The sequence below is a fragment of the Streptomyces litchfieldiae genome, assembly GCF_031845365.1.
Classification (GTDB): Bacteria; Actinomycetota; Actinomycetes; order Streptomycetales; family Streptomycetaceae; genus Streptomyces; species Streptomyces litchfieldiae.
Window position 1 is genome coordinate 157,969 of record NZ_JAVREL010000011.1, and the last position, 16,670, is coordinate 174,638.

Annotated in this window: 12 protein-coding genes; 4 read left to right on the forward strand and 8 right to left on the reverse strand. The window is 72.5% G+C overall.

The genetic code is table 11. The features are described 5' to 3' along the window. Positions 1–163 precede the first annotated feature (163 nt). The 3 genes from RM590_RS19700 to RM590_RS19710 form a co-directional block, all read right to left on the reverse strand. Entirely contained in the window at positions 164–5,599 is a 5,436-nt protein-coding gene (locus RM590_RS19700; RefSeq protein ID WP_311705941.1) for a ThuA domain-containing protein, read from the reverse strand. A 178-nt stretch (positions 5,600–5,777) separates the two neighbouring features. Beyond that, positions 5,778–6,437 (reverse strand): ThuA domain-containing protein, encoded by a 660-nt coding sequence (locus RM590_RS19705; RefSeq protein WP_311705942.1) that lies wholly within the window; start codon positions 6,435–6,437, stop codon positions 5,778–5,780. Between the two features lie 153 nt (positions 6,438–6,590). Further along, positions 6,591–7,613 (reverse strand): LacI family DNA-binding transcriptional regulator, encoded by a 1,023-nt coding sequence (locus RM590_RS19710; protein WP_311705943.1) that lies wholly within the window; start codon positions 7,611–7,613, stop codon positions 6,591–6,593. 200 nt (positions 7,614–7,813) lie between these two features. Here RM590_RS19710 and RM590_RS19715 point away from each other — a divergent pair, with 200 nt between their 5' ends. Continuing rightward, positions 7,814–8,587 (forward strand): ThuA domain-containing protein, encoded by a 774-nt coding sequence (locus RM590_RS19715; RefSeq protein WP_311705944.1) that lies wholly within the window; start codon positions 7,814–7,816, stop codon positions 8,585–8,587. A gap of 104 nt (positions 8,588–8,691) precedes the next feature. Here RM590_RS19715 and RM590_RS19720 read toward each other — a convergent pair whose 3' ends face one another. The 3 genes from RM590_RS19720 to RM590_RS19730 all read right to left on the reverse strand — a co-directional run bounded on the left by RM590_RS19720 (position 8,692) and on the right by RM590_RS19730 (position 10,514). Then, positions 8,692–9,150, reverse strand: a complete 459-nt coding sequence (locus tag RM590_RS19720; RefSeq protein ID WP_311705945.1) for a type II toxin-antitoxin system VapC family toxin — start codon at positions 9,148–9,150, stop codon at positions 8,692–8,694. Then, positions 9,140–9,409, reverse strand: a complete 270-nt coding sequence (locus RM590_RS19725; protein ID WP_311705946.1) for a type II toxin-antitoxin system Phd/YefM family antitoxin — start codon at positions 9,407–9,409, stop codon at positions 9,140–9,142. Before RM590_RS19725 ends, RM590_RS19720 begins: the two co-directional genes overlap by 11 nt. Before the next feature lie 121 nt (positions 9,410–9,530). After that, positions 9,531–10,514: a GlxA family transcriptional regulator gene (locus RM590_RS19730; RefSeq protein ID WP_311705947.1), complete on the reverse strand. Its 984-nt coding sequence runs from the start codon at positions 10,512–10,514 to the stop codon at positions 9,531–9,533. A gap of 71 nt (positions 10,515–10,585) precedes the next feature. Between RM590_RS19730 and RM590_RS19735 the strand changes: the two genes are divergently transcribed. Together RM590_RS19735 and RM590_RS19740 are read left to right on the forward strand one after the other, a co-directional pair. After that, positions 10,586–11,236: an HD domain-containing protein gene (locus tag RM590_RS19735; RefSeq protein ID WP_311705948.1), complete on the forward strand. Its 651-nt coding sequence runs from the start codon at positions 10,586–10,588 to the stop codon at positions 11,234–11,236. Between the two features lie 228 nt (positions 11,237–11,464). Beyond that, complete coding sequence (locus tag RM590_RS19740; RefSeq protein ID WP_311705949.1) at positions 11,465–12,673, forward strand: 3,4-dihydroxy-2-butanone-4-phosphate synthase; 1,209 nt, start codon at positions 11,465–11,467, stop codon at positions 12,671–12,673. 60 nt (positions 12,674–12,733) lie between these two features. On the opposite strand, the gene pknB is transcribed toward RM590_RS19740, so the two are convergent. Beyond that, positions 12,734–14,683, reverse strand: a complete 1,950-nt coding sequence (pknB, locus tag RM590_RS19745) for a Stk1 family PASTA domain-containing Ser/Thr kinase (RefSeq protein ID WP_311705950.1) — start codon at positions 14,681–14,683, stop codon at positions 12,734–12,736. A 217-nt stretch (positions 14,684–14,900) separates the two neighbouring features. Here pknB and RM590_RS19750 point away from each other — a divergent pair, with 217 nt between their 5' ends. Further along, complete coding sequence (locus RM590_RS19750; protein ID WP_311705951.1) at positions 14,901–15,719, forward strand: hypothetical protein; 819 nt, start codon at positions 14,901–14,903, stop codon at positions 15,717–15,719. On the opposite strand, the gene RM590_RS19755 is transcribed toward RM590_RS19750, so the two are convergent. Next, positions 15,712–16,611, reverse strand: a complete 900-nt coding sequence (locus RM590_RS19755) for an aminoglycoside phosphotransferase family protein (RefSeq protein ID WP_311705952.1) — start codon at positions 16,609–16,611, stop codon at positions 15,712–15,714. The genes RM590_RS19750 and RM590_RS19755 overlap by 8 nt on opposite strands. Positions 16,612–16,670 lie beyond the last annotated feature (59 nt).

The following is a 16,670-nucleotide window of genomic DNA, read 5'->3' on the forward strand; positions in this document are numbered from 1 at the left end:
TCCCGAGGTCGGTGCACACGTAAGCACCCGGACCCTAGGGAAGGCGGAAGGCCGGCGGTAGACGGCCGCGTGAACTCCCCGGCTGGCGCGCCGGAATGATTGGCGCTCCGTTCCCCCGCCCGCACCGGCCACGGCGCGGACGGGGGAACGGACGCGGTTTTCGTCAGATCTGGTCGCGCAGCGCCCGCGCCACGGACAGCAGCAGTTCGCGCACCTCCCTGTCGCCCAGGTCCTCGGCGCGCCGGGCGAAGCGGTCCAGCGCGTCCCGGGCCTTCCGGTCCTGACCCTCGTCGCTGAAGTCCCGGGCCGATGTCAGATACCGGGTCAGCCGCTCGCCGTTCCGTTCGCTCACCCGGTCCTCGGCGACCAGGCGTTCCACGAGGCCGATCGCGCCGTCGTAGTCGGCGACGACGGTGAACGCCACCCGGGACTCGGCCGTGTTGCCCGCCGCGTCGGTCACGGTGCCGGCCAGCACGTGGTCGCCCAGGCCGAGCGCCGCCGGGTCCAGGGCCGCCGGGGAGGAAACCGGTGCCCCGTCCAGGGTGATCTCGACACCACCGGCAACGCCGGAGGTGGTGTCCTCGGCGGACACCTCCGCCTCGACGATGCCGGCCAGCCCGATTTCGCCGCCCGCGGCCACCCCGCGGAAGGAGACCGTGGGTGCCGTGGTGTCGACGCGGTACTCCGCCGAGACGGTCTCGGAGACGTTGCCGCCGGCGTCGCGGGCGCGGACCTCCACGGTGTGCTCGCCGTCGTCGGACAGGGTGAGGGGCTCGGTGTACTCGGTCCAGGGGCCGCCGTTGATCCGGTACTCGGTGGCCACGTCGCCGTTCCCGTCGTCCTCGGCGCTCGCGGTGACCGTCACCGGGGTGGTCCACCAGCCGTCCGCGCCGGTGGGTTCGGCGGGGTCGGACCCGAGTTCGACGGTCGGCGCGGTGGTGTCCGCCGCGACCCGGAAGTAGTCGAACCGGGCCGTTTCCGAGGCGGTTTGGCCGGGGCCGAAGGCATAGACCCCGACGCGGGGGGGACTCCCACTGGCCAGGGCCGCGTTGGTCACCGGCGCCAGGCTCGTCCAGGTCTCGCCGTCCGCGCTGTAGGCGCCGGTGTAGGTGTCGCCGCGCTTGGTCAGGCGCAGGTGCCAGACGCCCTGCGTGGGCGCCGGGTCCGCGTTCGGCGCGGGCTGAAGCACGGTGTCACCGGCCTCGCCCCGCAGTTCTATCGTGCGGGAGACGGGCTCGCCGGGCGCGTTGGTCGTCAGGTAGTCGAGTTTCACGTAGGTGGTGTCGTCGGCGTAGACCATGAGTCCCGCCTGCTGGTAGCGCTCGTTCAGGGCGGAGGCGTCGACCTTCGTCTCGATGGTCCAGTCGCCCTCGGGGGCGGGCTGGAGGACGAGGTTGGTCGGGTCGGTCGCCGTTTCCTGGTAGATGTCGCCGTCGCTGGTGTCGATGTGCAGCGCCCCGTCCGCCATGAGCAGCCCGCCCGGGTCGGGCCGGACGACGTCCGACCAGCGGCACCCGTCGAGCGCGCTGCCGTCGAACTCGTCGGACGGCTCGGGCCGGGTCGCGGTGTCGTCCGGGGTGAGGGTGAAGTGGTCCACCAGGGCGGTCGCGGGCAGCGCCTCGGCCCGGTTGGCCAGGCCGAACAGGCCGATGCGCGGATTGTCGATCCCGGCCAGGGCCTTGGTCTGCGGCATCGCGGTGAACGTGCCGCCGTCCGCGCTGTAGGAGGCGCGCAGGTTCTCGCCGTCGCTGGTCAGCCGCACCCAGAAGGTGTCGGGGAACGCGGCGCCGAGCGCGGCGGTGTTGCTCTCGGCGACCTCGTTGGGGCTGCCCGCCTCCTCCCGGATGAACTGGAAGATGCGGCTGTCCGCCGACGGCTCGCCGGAGGAGCGGCCCTGGAGGACCATCTTGGCGTAGTTGTCGTCGTCGCCGTAGACGATGAGACCGGCCTGCTGGTAGGCGAGACGCGCCGGGAAGGTGATCCTGGCGGTGGCCTCCCAGGCCCCGTCGGGCAGCGGCTGGAGCACGATGTTCGGGGTGCCGCTGTTGCCGGCGCCGTAGATGTCGGTGGCGGTCAGCGGCAGAACGAGGTGGCCGTCGCGCACCGCGAGGTCCTGGTTCTCCCGGACCACCTCGGACCACCGGCCGCGGTCCAGGGCGGTGCCGTCGAACCCGTCGGACCTGCCGGTCAGGCAGGGCTCCAGCGGCGCCGGGCCGTCGACGTCGATGGCGACGGTCCCCGAGGAGCGCGCGCCGCGGGCGTCGGTCGCGGTGACGCGCGCGGTGTAGTCCCCGGGCCGGGTGTACGTGTGCGTGGCGGTGGGCCCGGTGGCGGTCTCGCCGTCGCCGAAGTCCCAGGCCAGTTCCACGGCGTCGCCGTCGGGGTCGCTCGCCTCGGCGGCGAAGGCCACCTCCAGCGGTGCGGTGCCGCTGACCGGGTCGGCGGTCACGCCGACCTGGGGCCGCTGGTTGTCGGTGACGCCGCGGCCGGTGAAGTCCACCCAGTTGACGTTCAGTTGACCGGTGGTCTTCACGAAGTACAGCGGTCCGCTCGTGGTGCTCGGGTCGCTCACCGGGGCGGTGACGTCCTGGTAGGTCTGCCAGGCGCCGGTGGCCGGGACGTGGAGGGTGGCGACCGTGGGGCCGGTGTCCGGGTCGCCGGTGCGCACCTCGACGGTGGCGCCGGCGGTCGGGGAGGCGGCGCGCAGGCCGATCTCCTCGATGCCGGTGAGGTTGGCGGGGTCCCATGCCCACCAGTCGCCGTCCTCGATGTGGCCGATGTTCTGGCCGCCGCCGGCGGTGTCGCCGGTGGCCTCCCGCTGAACGCCGGGGGTGCCGCCGCCCGTTGAGGAGGTCAGGCGCCCGGTCTCGTCGAAGTGCTCGGCCTGCCGGTGCTTGGGCTGGAGGACGAGCACCTCCTGGGAAGTCAGCGGCGGCGCGTCCCCGTTGCCCTGATCGGTATAGGTGACCGTGACCGTGCCGAAGACGTTGGCGCCGGTGTGTCCCTCGTCGCCGGGCAGCGGGAAGGCGCCCGAGCAGCCGTAGTACAGCTCGTAGCCGTGGGAGTGCTCGTCATGGCCGAGGCCCGGCTGCACGACGACGTCCTGGCAGTCCACCTCGCCGCCGTCGGGGTCGGTGACCGCCACCTCGTAGCGGATCGTGTCGCCGAACTCGAAGAAGCCGCCGTTGAGCGGGGCCTCCGCCTCGATCACGGGCGCGGAGTTGCCGGCCGTGATGTCCAGGTTCGACACGGCGCTGCGCCCGTCGGAGTCCGTGACGGTCAGGCGCGCCGTGTAGCGCCCGGCCTCGGTGTAGGTGTGGGTGGGGGCCGGGTCGGTGCTGTCGGCGGTGCCGTCGCCGTCGAAGTCCCAGGAAACGGTGATGGGTTGACCGTCGGGGTCGCGGGACCCGGCGGAGTCGAACGTGACCTCCAGCGGGAGCGGCCCCGAGGTGCGGCTCGCCGTGAACTGGGCGAGGGGCGCGCGGTTGCCCTGCACATAGTCGATGCGGTAGACGCCGGAGTCGGTGTTGTTGCCGCCGAAGCCGCTGCCCCACTCGATGACGTAGAGCGCGCCGTCCGGACCGAACTGAAGAGCGTGGGGGCGGATGAACTCCATGCCCTCCAGCAGCCGGGAGACGTCCGCGACGCCGGTGCGTTCCTCGTCCAACTGCACGGAGAACATACGGCCGTTGTTCCAGTCGGCGAAGACCGCCTTGCCGTCGAAGTAGGCCGGCCACCGGCGGGCGGAGTCCAGTTCGGGGTCGAAGGCGTAGGCGCCGCTGGTCAGCGGGGCGCCGCTGCCGCCGATCTCCGGCACCCCGGTGGAGGACTGGCCCATCCACATCTCGGCCGGGATCGCGGCCGGCAGCTCGCGGATCCCCGTGTTGTGCGGGGAGTCGTTGACCGGCGCGGCGCAGTTGAACGCCGGGCCCGGGGTGTTGGTGGCGTAGTCGAAGTCGTGGTACGGCGTGTTGTCGCCGACGCAGTAGGGCCAGCCGTAGAAGCCGGGTTCGTCGACGATGTTCCACTCCACCCGGCCGTCCGGTCCCCGTTCCGGGTCGGCGCTGCCGGCGTCCGGGCCGTAGTCCGCGACGAACAGGCGGTCCGTCGCCGGGTCGATGCCGATCCGGAACGGGTTGCGCAGGCCCATCGCGTAGATCTCCGGGCGGGTGTTCGCGGAGCCCGGAGGGAACATGTTGCCGTCGGGGATGGTGTAGGTGGCGTCCGGCTGCGGCGTGATCCGCAGGATCTTGCCGTTGAGGACCGCGCTGTTCGCGGCGGTCGCCTGCGCGTCCCACGCCCGGCGCCCCTCGCGCTCGTCCAGCGGCGCGAAGCCGTCCGTGGGGGAGCCGAACGGGTTGGTGTTGTCGCCGGTGGTGATGTAGAGGTTGCCCTGGGAGTCGAACTCCAGCGCGCCGCCCGCGTGGCAGCACTCCTGCCGCTGCACGTCGATCTCCAGCAGCACTTCCTCGCTGGCCAGGTCCAGGGTGTCGCCGGTCACGGTGAACCGCGAGACGCGGTCGACCGGTTCGGTTCCGGTCGGCGAGTAGTACAGGTACAGCCAGCCGTTCTCATCGAAGCCCGGATCGAGGGCCAGGCCCAGCAGCCCGAACTCCTGCCCGGTGTACACCGACAGGGTGCCGGCGGTCACCACCGTGCCGTCGGTGCGCACCACGCGCACCGCGCCGTTGCGGTCGATGTAGAAGACCCGGCCGTCCTCCGCGATGGCCAGCTCCATCGGGTTGCTGGTGTTGTCGTCCAGCACGACCTTCTCGAAGCTGCCGGTCAGCGACGCGGAGCAGTCGGCCGCGACCACGCCGGCGGCCGAGCGGATGCCGCCCAGCAGGTGGTCCAGGAACTGCGGCTCGGAGAACGCGGCGGCGTCGTGCCCCATCCCGGTGTACCAGGAGCGGCCGCCGTCGTGGTCCTGGCACCAGGAGATGGGGTGTTCGGCGCCCATCGTGCCGCCGCTGTAGGTGGTTTCGTCGAGCGAGGCCAGGACGTGCACGTCACCGCGCGGGTTGGCGCGGTAGTTGTACCACTCGTCCGTGCGCTCCCACTGGACCGGCAGCCCGGCGGTGGCGGGGTGCGCGGGGTCCTCGACCTTCACCGTCGCGGGCTGCGGCGCCGGGTGGCCGCTGAAGTAGGCCCCGACCAGCTCGCCGTACCAGGGCCAGTCGTACTCGGTGTCGGCTGCGGCGTGGATGCCGGCGTAGCCGCCGCCGGCGCGGATGTACCGCTCGAACGCGGCCTGTTGACCGTCGTTGAGCACGTCCCCGGTGGTCGACAGCCAGATGACCACCTCGTACTGGGCCAGGTCCTCGTCGTTGAAGACGGCCGCGTCCTCGGTGGCCGTCACCTCGAAGCCGTGCTCGGTGCCGAGGTTTTCGATCGCGGCGATCCCGGCCTCGATGGAGCCGTGGCGGAATCCGGCGGTTTTGCTGAACACCAGAGCGTTGAACGTCTCGGCCCCGTGGCCGGGATGCGCGGCGACCAGGCCCGGCGCCAGCAGCACCGAGAGGATCGCCAGAACGGCCACGGCGGCGCGCGCCGCGGTTCTTCGGACGTAGGGGCGGGGATTGCGGAATACCGTTGTCATCACGTGCTCTTTCGTGGAAGAGGTGACGGTTGGTACGTTCCCTGGCTCCGGGGTGAACCCCGGTGATCGGCCCCCCTGCGTGCGTACGAGGGGTGGTGCGCGGTCGTCCGGATGTCCCGGCTGTCGGTCCGGTTGTCGGTGGCGGGCGTTGGGTGTCGGGCGTGGGTGCCGGGGCTGGTCAGCGGCTCGCCCAGAGCAGGCCCCGCTCGGTGAGCGTGCGTACCTCGGGGATCCGGAAGTCGTCCGGGCCGTGGCCGATCGTGGACACGAAGACGCGGCCCTTGCCCCAGGTCCGGGTCCACACCGCGGGGATGGCCGCCGGCCGGGACCGCGTCTCGTCGGCGTCGACGGTGACGGTCGCCAGCACGTCGTTCAGGGGATCGCTCAGCGTCCAGTACGGTTCGGCGTCGATCTCGAAGTCGCCGAGCCCGGCGATGACCGGGTGGTCGGCGTGGTCGGCGGACAGCAGGACCCGGTGGCGGCCGGGGTTCGGGGGGCTCACGACGAACTGGCCGCCCGTCAGCAACTGGTAGTCGAGGTTCTCGCGGAAGGCGTCGACGATGCCGCCGTGCCAGCCCGCGAGTCCGGTGCCGGCGCGGACGGCCGCGATCAGGCCGGCGCTCTCCAGCGGGATGATGTCGCCGCGCGTCCAGCACTGCACGATCAGGTCGGTTTCGGCGAGGAGTTCCTCCTCCTCGTACACCTCCAGGCTGTCCTCGATCAGGACCCGGAAGCCGTTCTGTTCAAGAAAGGGGATGAAGAGGTCGGTCGTTTCCACCGGTCGGTGGCCGTCCCAGCCCCCTCGCACCACCATCGCCTGCCGGTGTCCGGAGTTCATGGGGCGTCAGCTCCTCTCGCGCTGGCGGTGCGGCCGGGACTCCGGCAGCGAAATGTTTCGCAACAGCCGGAGAGTAGAAACGCATTCACGGACCGTCAAGACCTCGGACAGGATGGTCCAGAAGCGGGCCCGCTCCGTCGGGCGCGCGGCGGGTCAGCCGAGGGGAGCCGTGCTGTCGCGGACGACCAGCGTGGTGGCCAGTTCGATGCGGGGGCTCTCGATGTCCTCGCCGTTCAGCAGCCGGACGAGCGTCCGCAGCGCGCTGCCGCCCATCTCCTTGAGCGGCTGGCGCACGGTCGTCAGGGCGGGGGAGACCCACCGGGCCTCCGGCAGGTCGTCGAAGCCGACGACGCTGACGTCCGCCGGCACGCGCAGCCCCGCCCCGGCGGCCGCCTCGTAGCCGCCGATGGCCATGTGGTCGGAGCAGATGAACAACGCCGTTGGCGGCTCGGACAGTTGGAGCAGGGCCCGGACCTGTTCCGTGCCGCTGGCCCGGTCGTAGGTGCCGTGCCGGATCAGCTCCGGCGGCACGCCCAGGCCCGCCGCCGCCATGGCCGAGTGGTAACCGGCGATGCGCGCCCGCGCGTAGAGGTGGTCCGACGGGCCGGTGACCAGCGCGATGCGCCGGTGGCCGCGTTCCAGGAGATGGGTGGTCGCCTCGTAGGCGCCCGCCCAGTTGGTCGTGCCGACGGAGACCACGTCGGGCGGCGGGTCGCTGAGCGGGTCGATGACCACGCAGGGCACCCCCGCCTCCCTCAGCCGGGCGAGCTGGCCGGGGGCCGGCTCGACGAGGCCGAGCACCACTCCGGCGGTGCCGCGCTCCAGCACGCGGTCCACCCAGTCCGGCCTGCCGTCGCCCGAACTCGCCGTCCGGGCAACGGAGATGACGACGTGCACCTTCGCCTCGTACGCCGCCGCCTCCATGCCGCTCGCGACGCTCGCGGGCCACGACCCGTCGAGCCCGCTCAGCACCAGGTCGACGGTGCGCCCCTCCGGGACGAGCGCGGTCCCCCGGCGCACGTAACGGTGCCGGCGCAGCGCGGAGTCGACCTTGGCCCGGGTGTCCCGCGAGACATCGTCCCGGCCGTTCAGGACCTTCGAGACGGTGGATATCGACACACCGGCCGTCTCGGCGATCTGCGCGAGCGTGGGCCGCCGCGTGCTGGTACCGGTCACGTTCCGCTCTCTGCTTGTCCCGACACTTTTCGAGCACTGTAGCCCGCTCAACTGGGCCTCACTCACCGCGATCCCGAGGCCGGAACGCGGGCGCGCGCCGAAGCTCTTGACGCCTCTCCCCGGCGCCGCCAAGCTTTCCTACCGATGTTTCGCAAATTCGGCCCGCCACTTATCGGCAATCTTCGCCGGAGAGGGTTCGCATGGCAACGACGCAGGCGTCCCCGGCCCCACTGCGCATCACCGTCTGGAACGAGGGCCGCCACGAGCGGCAGAACGCCACGATCGCCGCGAGGTACCCCAGCGGCATCCACGGCGCCGTCGCCGAGGGCATCGCGGAACATCTGGGCGAGGGGGCCGTCGTGCGCACCGCGACGATGGACGAGCCGGAGCACGGCCTGACCGAGTCGGTCCTCGCCGAGACGGACGTCCTGACCTGGTGGGGGCATCTGTCCCACCGCGAGGTCTCCGACGAGGTGGTGGAACGGGTGCGCCGGCGGGTCCTCGCCGGGATGGGCCTGATTGTGCTGCACTCCGGTCACTGGTCGAAGATCTTCACCCGGCTGATGGGCACGACCTGCACGCTGCGCTGGCGCAACGCCGGCGATCGCGAGGTGGTCTGGACGGTGGCTCCTTCCCACCCGATCGCGGCGGGGGTGCCGCATCCGTTCGTCATCGAACAGCAGGAAATGTACGGGGAGTTCTTCGACATCCCCGCCCCGGACGAGCTGGTGTTCATCAGCTCCTTCAGCGGCGGCGAGGTGTTCCGCAGCGGCTGCACGTTCCGGCGCGGCAACGGCAAGATCTTCTACTTCAGCCCCGGCGACCAGGACTACCCCGTCTACCACCACCCCCACGTCCGCCGCGTCATCGCCAACGCCGTCACCTGGGCCGCCCCGGACGGCCCCGCCGAGAAGCCGAGACTGATCCACAGCGAGACCGGCTGGTTCGAGACGGGCGGCGACGCCACGGCGTGAGCGAGCGGGCCTCCCCCTGCGGGCGGCCACTCCGGCCGGACACCAACTCTTCATGGGCCTCGGCCACCCGGCGCCTCGGGCGCGCACCCCACGGACGGGGTCGGCTACCGGTCGTGGCGCACCTGCGGTCGGGTGACGGGGACGACGGTGAGCAGGTCGTCGAGGCCCTTGAAGTCGTCGGGGTTGGTGGTGAAGAGAGGAAGGTCTTCGGCGATGGCGATCGCCGCGATCATCAGGTCGGCCACCCGGCGCCTCGGCTTGCGTCCGGCACCGATGACTGCCGCGCAGACCCTTCCGTAGATGCGTGCCGCTTCGGCGTCAAAGGGGATGGGGTCGAACTCGTTCTCGGCGCGCTGAAGGATGTCCATGCGCCGGGCGCGCTCGGCGTGCTCCTCGTAGTCGTTCTGCTCCTCGTTTCCGCGGACCTCATGAGGGCCGGCGGAGAGTTCGGCGAGGGTGATGGCACTAATAGCTATTTCTGCCGGAAGCTCCGCCGGGTCCACCCACCTGCGCAGGATCATGATGTTGGTGTCGAGGAGGCCCTGCTGGTGCTCAACGGGCATAGGGGTCGTCCAGCTCCTGTTCAGCGGTGGCGTCCTGGTCCGCGCGGAACGCGTCCAGGAAGACGTCCGGCGCTGTGCGGGACATGGCCGCGAACTCGCTACGCGGGACGAATCGTCGACGTCTCCGCAGGGGGATCAGCTCGCCGATACGGTGCCCGTCCCGGGTGACGGTGAAGGACTGGCCGCCCTGGACGGCGTCCATGATCTCTTTGGACTTCGTACGCAGGTCACGCTGGGTGATCTCGGGCTGTGCGGACATGGCACCATGATAGCGGTTGTGCTATCCGGTGCTACTTGGTGCCATGCGCGCCGAAGGGCATCGATGGCGTCACGACGCCGGGCGGCACTGGCGGTGCCGACTCGCTCACGGCTTTCGATGCTCACCCCGGCAGTCTTCGAGCCAGCGCCGATACTCCGGGTGCGGGGAGGCGGAACGTGCCGCGGTAGGCGCTGGGCGTCACCCCGGCGTTCTCCTTGAACAGATTGCGGAAGTTGTCCGCCGTGCCGAGGCCGCAGCGGCGCGCCACGCTCTCCACCGTCAGATCGGTCGCCTCCAGCAGCTCCCGCGCGCGACTGAGCCGGGCCTCCAGCAGCCACCGCATGGGGGGCTGCCCGGTCTCGGCGTGGAAACGGCGGATGAGCGTGCGCCGGGACACTCCGGCCTGTCGCGCCAACTGGTCGATGGTGAGCGGGCGTTGCAGGTTGAACAGTGCCCATTCACGGAGCGGCGCCAGCCCGCCGGAACGCCCCGGCCGCACGGGCAGGTCGATGTACTGGGCCTGGCCGCCGGTGCGGTGGGGAGCGGTGACGAGCACGCGTGCGCGCTGGTTCGCCACGTGGGCGCCGTGGTCCTTGCGGACCAGGTGCAGGCACAGGTCCAGTCCGGCGGCCACGCCGGCCGAGGTCAGCACCTCGCCCTCGTCGACGTACAGTGCCTTCGGCGCCACCTCCACGCGGGGGTACCGCTCGGCCAGCGCCGCCGCGTGCAGCCAATGCGTGGTGGCCCGCCGCCCGTCGAGCAGCCCGGCCGCCGCGAGCACGAACGCGCCGGTGCAGATGGACACCATGCGCGCGCCCCGGGCCGCCGCCTCCGCCAGCGCGGCGCGCACCGCGGCGGACGGCGGCCCGGGCTCGGCCTGACCGGGGACGATGACGGTGTCGGCGGTCTCCAGACAGGCCAGCCCGTGCTCGACGGACATGGCCGGAGCGCCGCCCATCGGGACGAGCCCCGGCGTCTCGGCGCACACCGTCAGCCGGTACGGGCCATCGGGCCAACTGCCGAAGACCTGGAGAGGAATGGCGAGGTCCAGCGGCAGAACCTCCGGAAGGGCGACCACGACCACATGGTGGGCGGTTGGGGGCATGGCCCGATCCTACGGCTGCCTGGCAATCGTGCCACTGTCGACGGCTCAGCCCCGGCGCCTACGGTCGCCCCATGACCACGTCGCACCTCATCCCCGCGCTGCCCGACCTCCCCACGGCCCGCCGTGCCGTTGAGCACGCCCAGTCGCACGAGAGCGAGCCCGTCGCCAACCACAGCGTCCGCAGCTACCTGTTCGCCGTCCTGCTCGCCGAACACCAGGGCCTGAGAGCCGGCGCCGACTTCGACGCCGACCTCCTCTTCCACGCCTGTGTCCTGCACGACCTCGGCACCTCGCCGTCGGCCCCCGGCCAGGAGCGTTTCGAGGTCGAAGGCGCCGACATGGCCGCCGACTTCCTCACCGCCCAGGGCTACGGCACCCGCGACGTGGACCTGGTCTGGGAGGCGATCGCCCTCCACACCTCACCGGGCATCGCCGAACGCCGGGGCCCGCTGGCCCGTCTCACGCGCGGAGGCATCGCCGGTGACTTCGGAATCGGAGTGGACTTCGTGACCGACGCCCAGGCCGAGGCCGTGCACCTGCGCCACCCGAGGCTGAACATGGCCTCCGCACTGGTCGACGACATCGTCACCCACGCCGCGCGCTCCCCGCGGAACGCGCCTCGCTTCACCATCGCCGGCGAACTCGTCCGGGAACGAGGCGAACGCGGCGGCGGCCCGACGACACTGGAGATCGCGACGCGGGCGTCGCGCTGGGGCGAGTAAGGCGGCTGTGGGTTGATCACGCCGATCGCCGCGTGCGACCATCGCCCTGGTGCGATTCCAGGTGCGGCGGTGACAGCCCGCCGGTTCTGCCCGTGGTGGTGGGACGACCCGGTGTGATTCCGGGGCCAAGCGGTATACCCCGCCACCTCTCGGGCCCGACGCGGGCTCCTGCCTTCTCCCCTGTGCGGTCGGGATATCGCCCCGGCCGTTGTCGAGAGGTGGTATCGCGTGTTCACCGGACACATTCGTGAGATCGGCACGGTCGTGGCCACCGGCCCCGGCCGCATCGTCGTTCGTTCCGCCGCGGCGTCCCCTTCCGTCTGCGTGAACGGGGTCGCCCTCACGGCGACGCCGGTCGTGGGCGAGGACGGCGTGTTCCAGGCCGCGGTGTCGCCCGATACCCGGCGCAGATCGACGCTCGGTGAGCTCCGGGCCGGCGCCCGGGTCAACGTGGAGCGGCCCGTGGCGCTGGGGGAGCCGCTCAGTGGGCATCTGGTGCAGGGCAACGTGGACGCCGTCGGCAAGGTCATGCGGATCGACGACGACGGCCCCATGCGGCGGCTGTGGATCAAACCGCCCGACCGCTTCCTCCCACTGGTGCCGAGCAAGGGGCAGATCGCCGTGGACGGCGTGTCCCTCACCGTCGCCGAGACCGCCCGTGACCGCTTCGCGGTGGCCCTGGTCCCGGCGACCCTGAACGCCACCACCCTCCAGGACCTGTCCGTCGGGGACCGGGTGAACCTGGAGCCCGACCTCGTCGTGCGCCTGGCGCGGTGGCGGGCGTCCGATCCGGGGCGGGCCGTGCGCGAGGTGGTCGCCGCGCTGCCGTGGGCCGGGCGGGTCTCGGGCGGCCGGGGCGTGCAGCAGGCCATCGCGCAACTCGCCGCGGGCGGCGCCGTCATGCTCTGGGATCCCGACCGGGAGGCGGAGGGCGATGTCATCTTCGCCGGGGCGCGGCTGCGGCCGGACGCGTTCACCTTCCTGCTCACACAGGTCTGCGGCCACCCCACCGTGCCCTGTGCCCCGGAGGTCCTGGACCGGCTGGAGCTGGAGCGCGTGCCGGGGCCCGGTGACCGGCACGGCACCCGGCCGCACATCCCGGTGGATCTGGCGGGCGGGACCGGCACCGGGGTGTCCGCGGCCGAACGCGCCGCGACCGTGCGCCGGCTGGCCCGGCCCGATGCCCGGCCGGCGGACTTCCTGCGGCCCGGGCACGTCTTCCCGCTGGCGGCGCGGCCCGGCGGGCTCGCCGAGCGGGCCGGTCACACGGAGGCCACCGTCGCGTTGTGCGTGGCGGCGGGGCTGCCGCCGGTGGGCGTGTGCTGCGAGGTCATGAACCCCGACGGCACGATGGCCCAGGCCGCCGACCTGGAGATCGCCGCGCTCCGCTGGGGACTGCCCCTGCTGGAGATGGCCGACCTCCGCACGCACCTGTGAACGGGATCACCGGCTACCGCGGCCCAGCAGGGGGACCCCCATCGACCGACCGGACAGGACCTAACCGTTGGGGCGGTAGCAGTTGAGGTAGACGGACTCGCCCTCGGCGGCCGTCTCGCCCGCGGCGGGGACCGTGTAGCCGATCGTGTCGTGCGGCTGGCAGCCCAGGTCCGGATCCGGGTAGCTGCTGGGGAGGGGCCGGAAGCCGGCGCCCTGGATGATCGAGTGCGCCTGGTCGTAGGTCAGGCCGCTGACATCGGGGATCTCGATCCCGACGGGGGCCGGCTCCACGGTCAGCGTGACGACCCCGCCGGGTTCGAGCAGCCCGCCGGCCGGGTCCTGGGTGATGACCGTGCCGGGCGTGGCGCCCGTGGACTCGGCGGCCTCCTGCCACCACACGGCGAAACCGGCGTCCGTCAGCGTCTGTTCGGCCTCGTCATAGGGTCGGCCGGTGACATCGGGCACCGCGACGGTCAGCGGATCCGTGGGCTCGTCCGGTCCGTCGGTGGGGTCCGGGTCCGGCGTCGGGTCGGCCGGCGTCTCCGGCTCCGCCGCGACCGTCAGCGTGATGGTGTCCCCCGGGGTCGCCTCCTCGCCGCCCCCGGGATCCTGCTCCAGCACCGTGCCGGGCTCCGCGTCCGCGTCCTCCTCCGTCTCCTGCGCCACCCGGAAGCCCGCGTCCTGGAGCTCCGTCAGGGCCTCCTGGAACGGGTCGCCGGTGACGTCGGGGACCTCGATCGGCTCGGAGCCGGACGACATGATCAGCGTGACGGTCTGGCCCTGGTCGATCTCCTCCCCCGCGGCGGGGCTGGTCTCGCAGACCGTCCCCTCGTCCTCCGCGCAGGACTTGCTGCCGCCCTCGGCGATCGTGAACCCGGCCTGGGCGGCCACCTCCTGGGCCTGGGCCTCGGTCATGCCGCCCATGTTCGGCACCGTCAGCGTCTCGACCTCGTCGGCCCCGCCGTCGCCGCCGTCGTCGAGCAGCAGCCGGCCGCCGAGCACGGCGCCCGCGAGCAGCGCCACGGTGAGCAGCCCGGTCAGGATCACGGGGGCCTTCGAGCCGCGGCGCCGCCGCCCGGCGCGGCGCTCGGGACGGGTCCGCGGGCCGACCGGCTCCGGCGCGGGCCCCGGCCGCAGAGCGGTGGTGGGGCGGTCGACCGCGGCCACCGGGCCGCCGCGGAGGGCGGCCTCAATGTCGGCGAGCATCTCGCCGGCGCTCTGGTAGCGGTAATCGCGCTCCTTGGCCAGCGACTTCAGCACGATGGCGTCGATGTCGGGGGCGATGCCCGGGGCGTGGACGCTGGGCGGCGGCGGCTCCTCACTGACGTGCTGGTAGGCCACGGACACCGGGGAGTCGCCGGTGAACGGCGGTCGCGCGGTGAGCAGTTCATAGAGGAGGCAGCCGGTGGAGTAGAGGTCGGACCTGGTGTCGACTTTCTCACCCCGTGCTTGTTCCGGGGAGAAGTAGTGTGCGGTGCCGATGACCGTGGAGGTCTGGGTCATGGTCATGCCCACCTCGCCCATGGCGCGGGCGATGCCGAAGTCCATCACCTTCACCTGACCGGCGTCGGTGAGCATGACGTTGGCGGGCTTGATGTCGCGGTGCACGATGCCGTGGCCGTGCGCGTAGTCCAGCGCCCGCAGCACGCCCGCGCACATCTCCAGCGCCCACTGGGGCGAGGGCGGCCCTCCGGCCTGCAACGCCTCGCGCAGGGTGGCGCCCTCGACGTACTCCATGACGATGTAGGGCGCGGTGACGCCGCCGGCCTCGTTCTCGCCGGTGTCGTAGACGGCGACGATCGCGGGGTGGTTCAGCGAGGCGGCCGACTGCGCCTCACGGTGGAAACGGCCCAGGAAGACGGGGTCGCGGGCGAGTTCGGGCAGCAGCGTCTTGACCGCCACCTCACGCCCCAGGCGCGCGTCGTACGCCAGATGGACCTCGGCCATCCCGCCGCGGCCCAGCACTTTCCGCAGCTCGTACCGGTCCGCGAGGCGAAACGGCTCACCCATGTTTTCTGCTCTCCCCGTACCGTGCCCGACCCGTGCGGGCATCCGGTGCGGCCACACCTTATCGTCAGGCAAATCACGTGGGACGAAGGGGCGTTCGAGGCCGAGCGGCGTTCCGGCGCGTCGAGGTTACCGAGAAGGGACAGGCAGGACGCAACCAGACGACTCCGCCGGGAGTCGGAGTGAGTACCACCCCTCAGCCGTCCGATCGAGGTGCCTCGTGAAGCAACGCCGCCGCTTGGTCTCCGCCGCCACCGTCAGCGCCGCTCTGGCACCGGTGCTCGTGCTCGCCGCGCCGCCCGCCCACGCGGAGGGAGCGCCGATCGAGCCGATCGACGTGGCTGAACTGCCCTGGTGCGACATGGTCACGGAGGAGCCGGTGTCCGTGTCCGTCGAGTTCGTCGACGTGCCCGCGAGCGTGCCCGCGACGGAGTGGGGCGAGTTCACCTACCGCGTCACCAACACCGGTACGGAGCCGCTGAGTCCGGTGTACGCCTACGCCATGATGTGGGCGACCGCCGAGGACGACCCGGAGGGCCCCTACCCGTTCGACTTCGAGTGGCAGGTGAACGGGGAATGGCGGGACGTGCAGTTCGAGAGCGACTACGCCGAGGGGCACTTCGGCATCCTGCGCGAGCTGCCGCCGGGCGAGTCCGCCGAGGCGCGGATGCGGGGCAGGTCCCTGGAGAACCGGTCGAGCAGCGTGGACCTGTCGGCCCGGGTCCGCTATGACGACGCGGCGGTCGAGGGGGCCTGCTACGCCACCGAGGCCGCCGACGCGTTCGTCATCGAGGCCACCGGCGGCGGCGAGCCCGGTGACCCCACCGAGCCCACGGAGCCGGCGCCGGACGAGACCCCGTCCGCCACCCCGCCCCCGGCCGGGCCCGACGCCGAGCCGTCCACGCCGGCGCCGGACCCCGGCCCGGACCTGGCCGACACCGGCACCTCGACCGCGCTGGGCGTGATCGCCGGCATCGGCGCCGTCGCGCTGGTGGCGGGCGTCGGCGTCACCGTCCTCGTCCGCCGTCGGCTCAGGTGAGCAACTCCGCCACCTGACCGGTGAGTTCGACCAGCTCCGGCGGGTCGTTGTGCAGCAGCCCCCAGTGCGCGGACTGCACCGTGCGGAACTGCGCCCAGCGGCGGGCGCGTTCGCGGTCGACGCCGGCCGCGTCCGCGAAGACGGCGAGCCGGCGCAGCAGCGCGCCGCGCAGGTCGCCGGCTCCGAGCAGGTCGACGACGCGGCTGCGCAGCACCGTGAACGCGTCGAACGCCGGGTCCCCGGCCCAGCCCTTGGGGTCGATGACGAGCCAGGGCTCGCGTTCGGCGCGCAGCACGTTGCCGCAGTGCAGATCGCCGTGGACCAGCGTGTCCGGCTGGTCGTGCCCCAGCTCGCGCACGGTCGCGACCGCCGCCGCCAGCGTGCGCCGGGCCAGCGGACGGCCCAACCGCTCGTCCTCCTCGGCGAGCTCCTTCTCCCACTCTCCCGCCCGGTCACGCAGCCGGGGCAGCCCGGCGGGCGCGGGCACGGCCAGCCGCCGGGCGAGCTGCCCCGCGACGGCCACCGCCTCGTCGGCGTCCGGGAGTTGGTGCAGGGTCGCCGGCTCGGCCCGCTCCAGCAGCATCGCGTACCGCGCGTCGTCGCGCTTGTACAGCAGCACGGCGCCGCGCCCCCGCCAGACGGCGAAGGCGTCGGGCTCATGGACGTTGCCGGGGTGCGGCAGGGAGATCTTCAGCACGGCCGGCGTGCCGTCCGGGTGCCGGACGGGCACGACAAGGCCCACCTGCCCATGCGTGACGGCGCCGTCGGGCACCAGGTCCCAGCGCGCCAGCAGGGACTCGGCCAGGCCGGGCAGGGCGGCGATCCAGTCCCGGCCGTGGTCTCCCTCACGGTCGATCGTGAGCCGCGCGAAGTCCTCGGGTATACGGATCATTCCGGCACCCTAAGGGACGCCCCGCGAGCGCCCGCTCCGGACCGGGCCCGAGCCGCCAA

Bases quoted from the DNA above. Each gene is read 5' to 3' on its own strand.
- RM590_RS19700 (WP_311705941.1), bottom strand. From the start codon at position 5,599: ATGACAACGGTATTCCGCAATCCCCGCCCCTACGTCCGAAGAACCGCG.
- RM590_RS19705 (WP_311705942.1), bottom strand. From the start codon at position 6,437: ATGAACTCCGGACACCGGCAGGCGATGGTGGTGCGAGGGGGCTGGGAC.
- RM590_RS19715 (WP_311705944.1), top strand. From the start codon at position 7,814: ATGGCAACGACGCAGGCGTCCCCGGCCCCACTGCGCATCACCGTCTGG.
- RM590_RS19720 (WP_311705945.1), bottom strand. From the start codon at position 9,150: ATGCCCGTTGAGCACCAGCAGGGCCTCCTCGACACCAACATCATGATC.
- RM590_RS19725 (WP_311705946.1), bottom strand. From the start codon at position 9,409: ATGTCCGCACAGCCCGAGATCACCCAGCGTGACCTGCGTACGAAGTCC.
- RM590_RS19730 (WP_311705947.1), bottom strand. From the start codon at position 10,514: ATGCCCCCAACCGCCCACCATGTGGTCGTGGTCGCCCTTCCGGAGGTT.
- RM590_RS19735 (WP_311705948.1), top strand. From the start codon at position 10,586: ATGACCACGTCGCACCTCATCCCCGCGCTGCCCGACCTCCCCACGGCC.
- pknB (WP_311705950.1), bottom strand. From the start codon at position 14,683: ATGGGTGAGCCGTTTCGCCTCGCGGACCGGTACGAGCTGCGGAAAGTG.
- RM590_RS19755 (WP_311705952.1), bottom strand. From the start codon at position 16,611: ATGATCCGTATACCCGAGGACTTCGCGCGGCTCACGATCGACCGTGAG.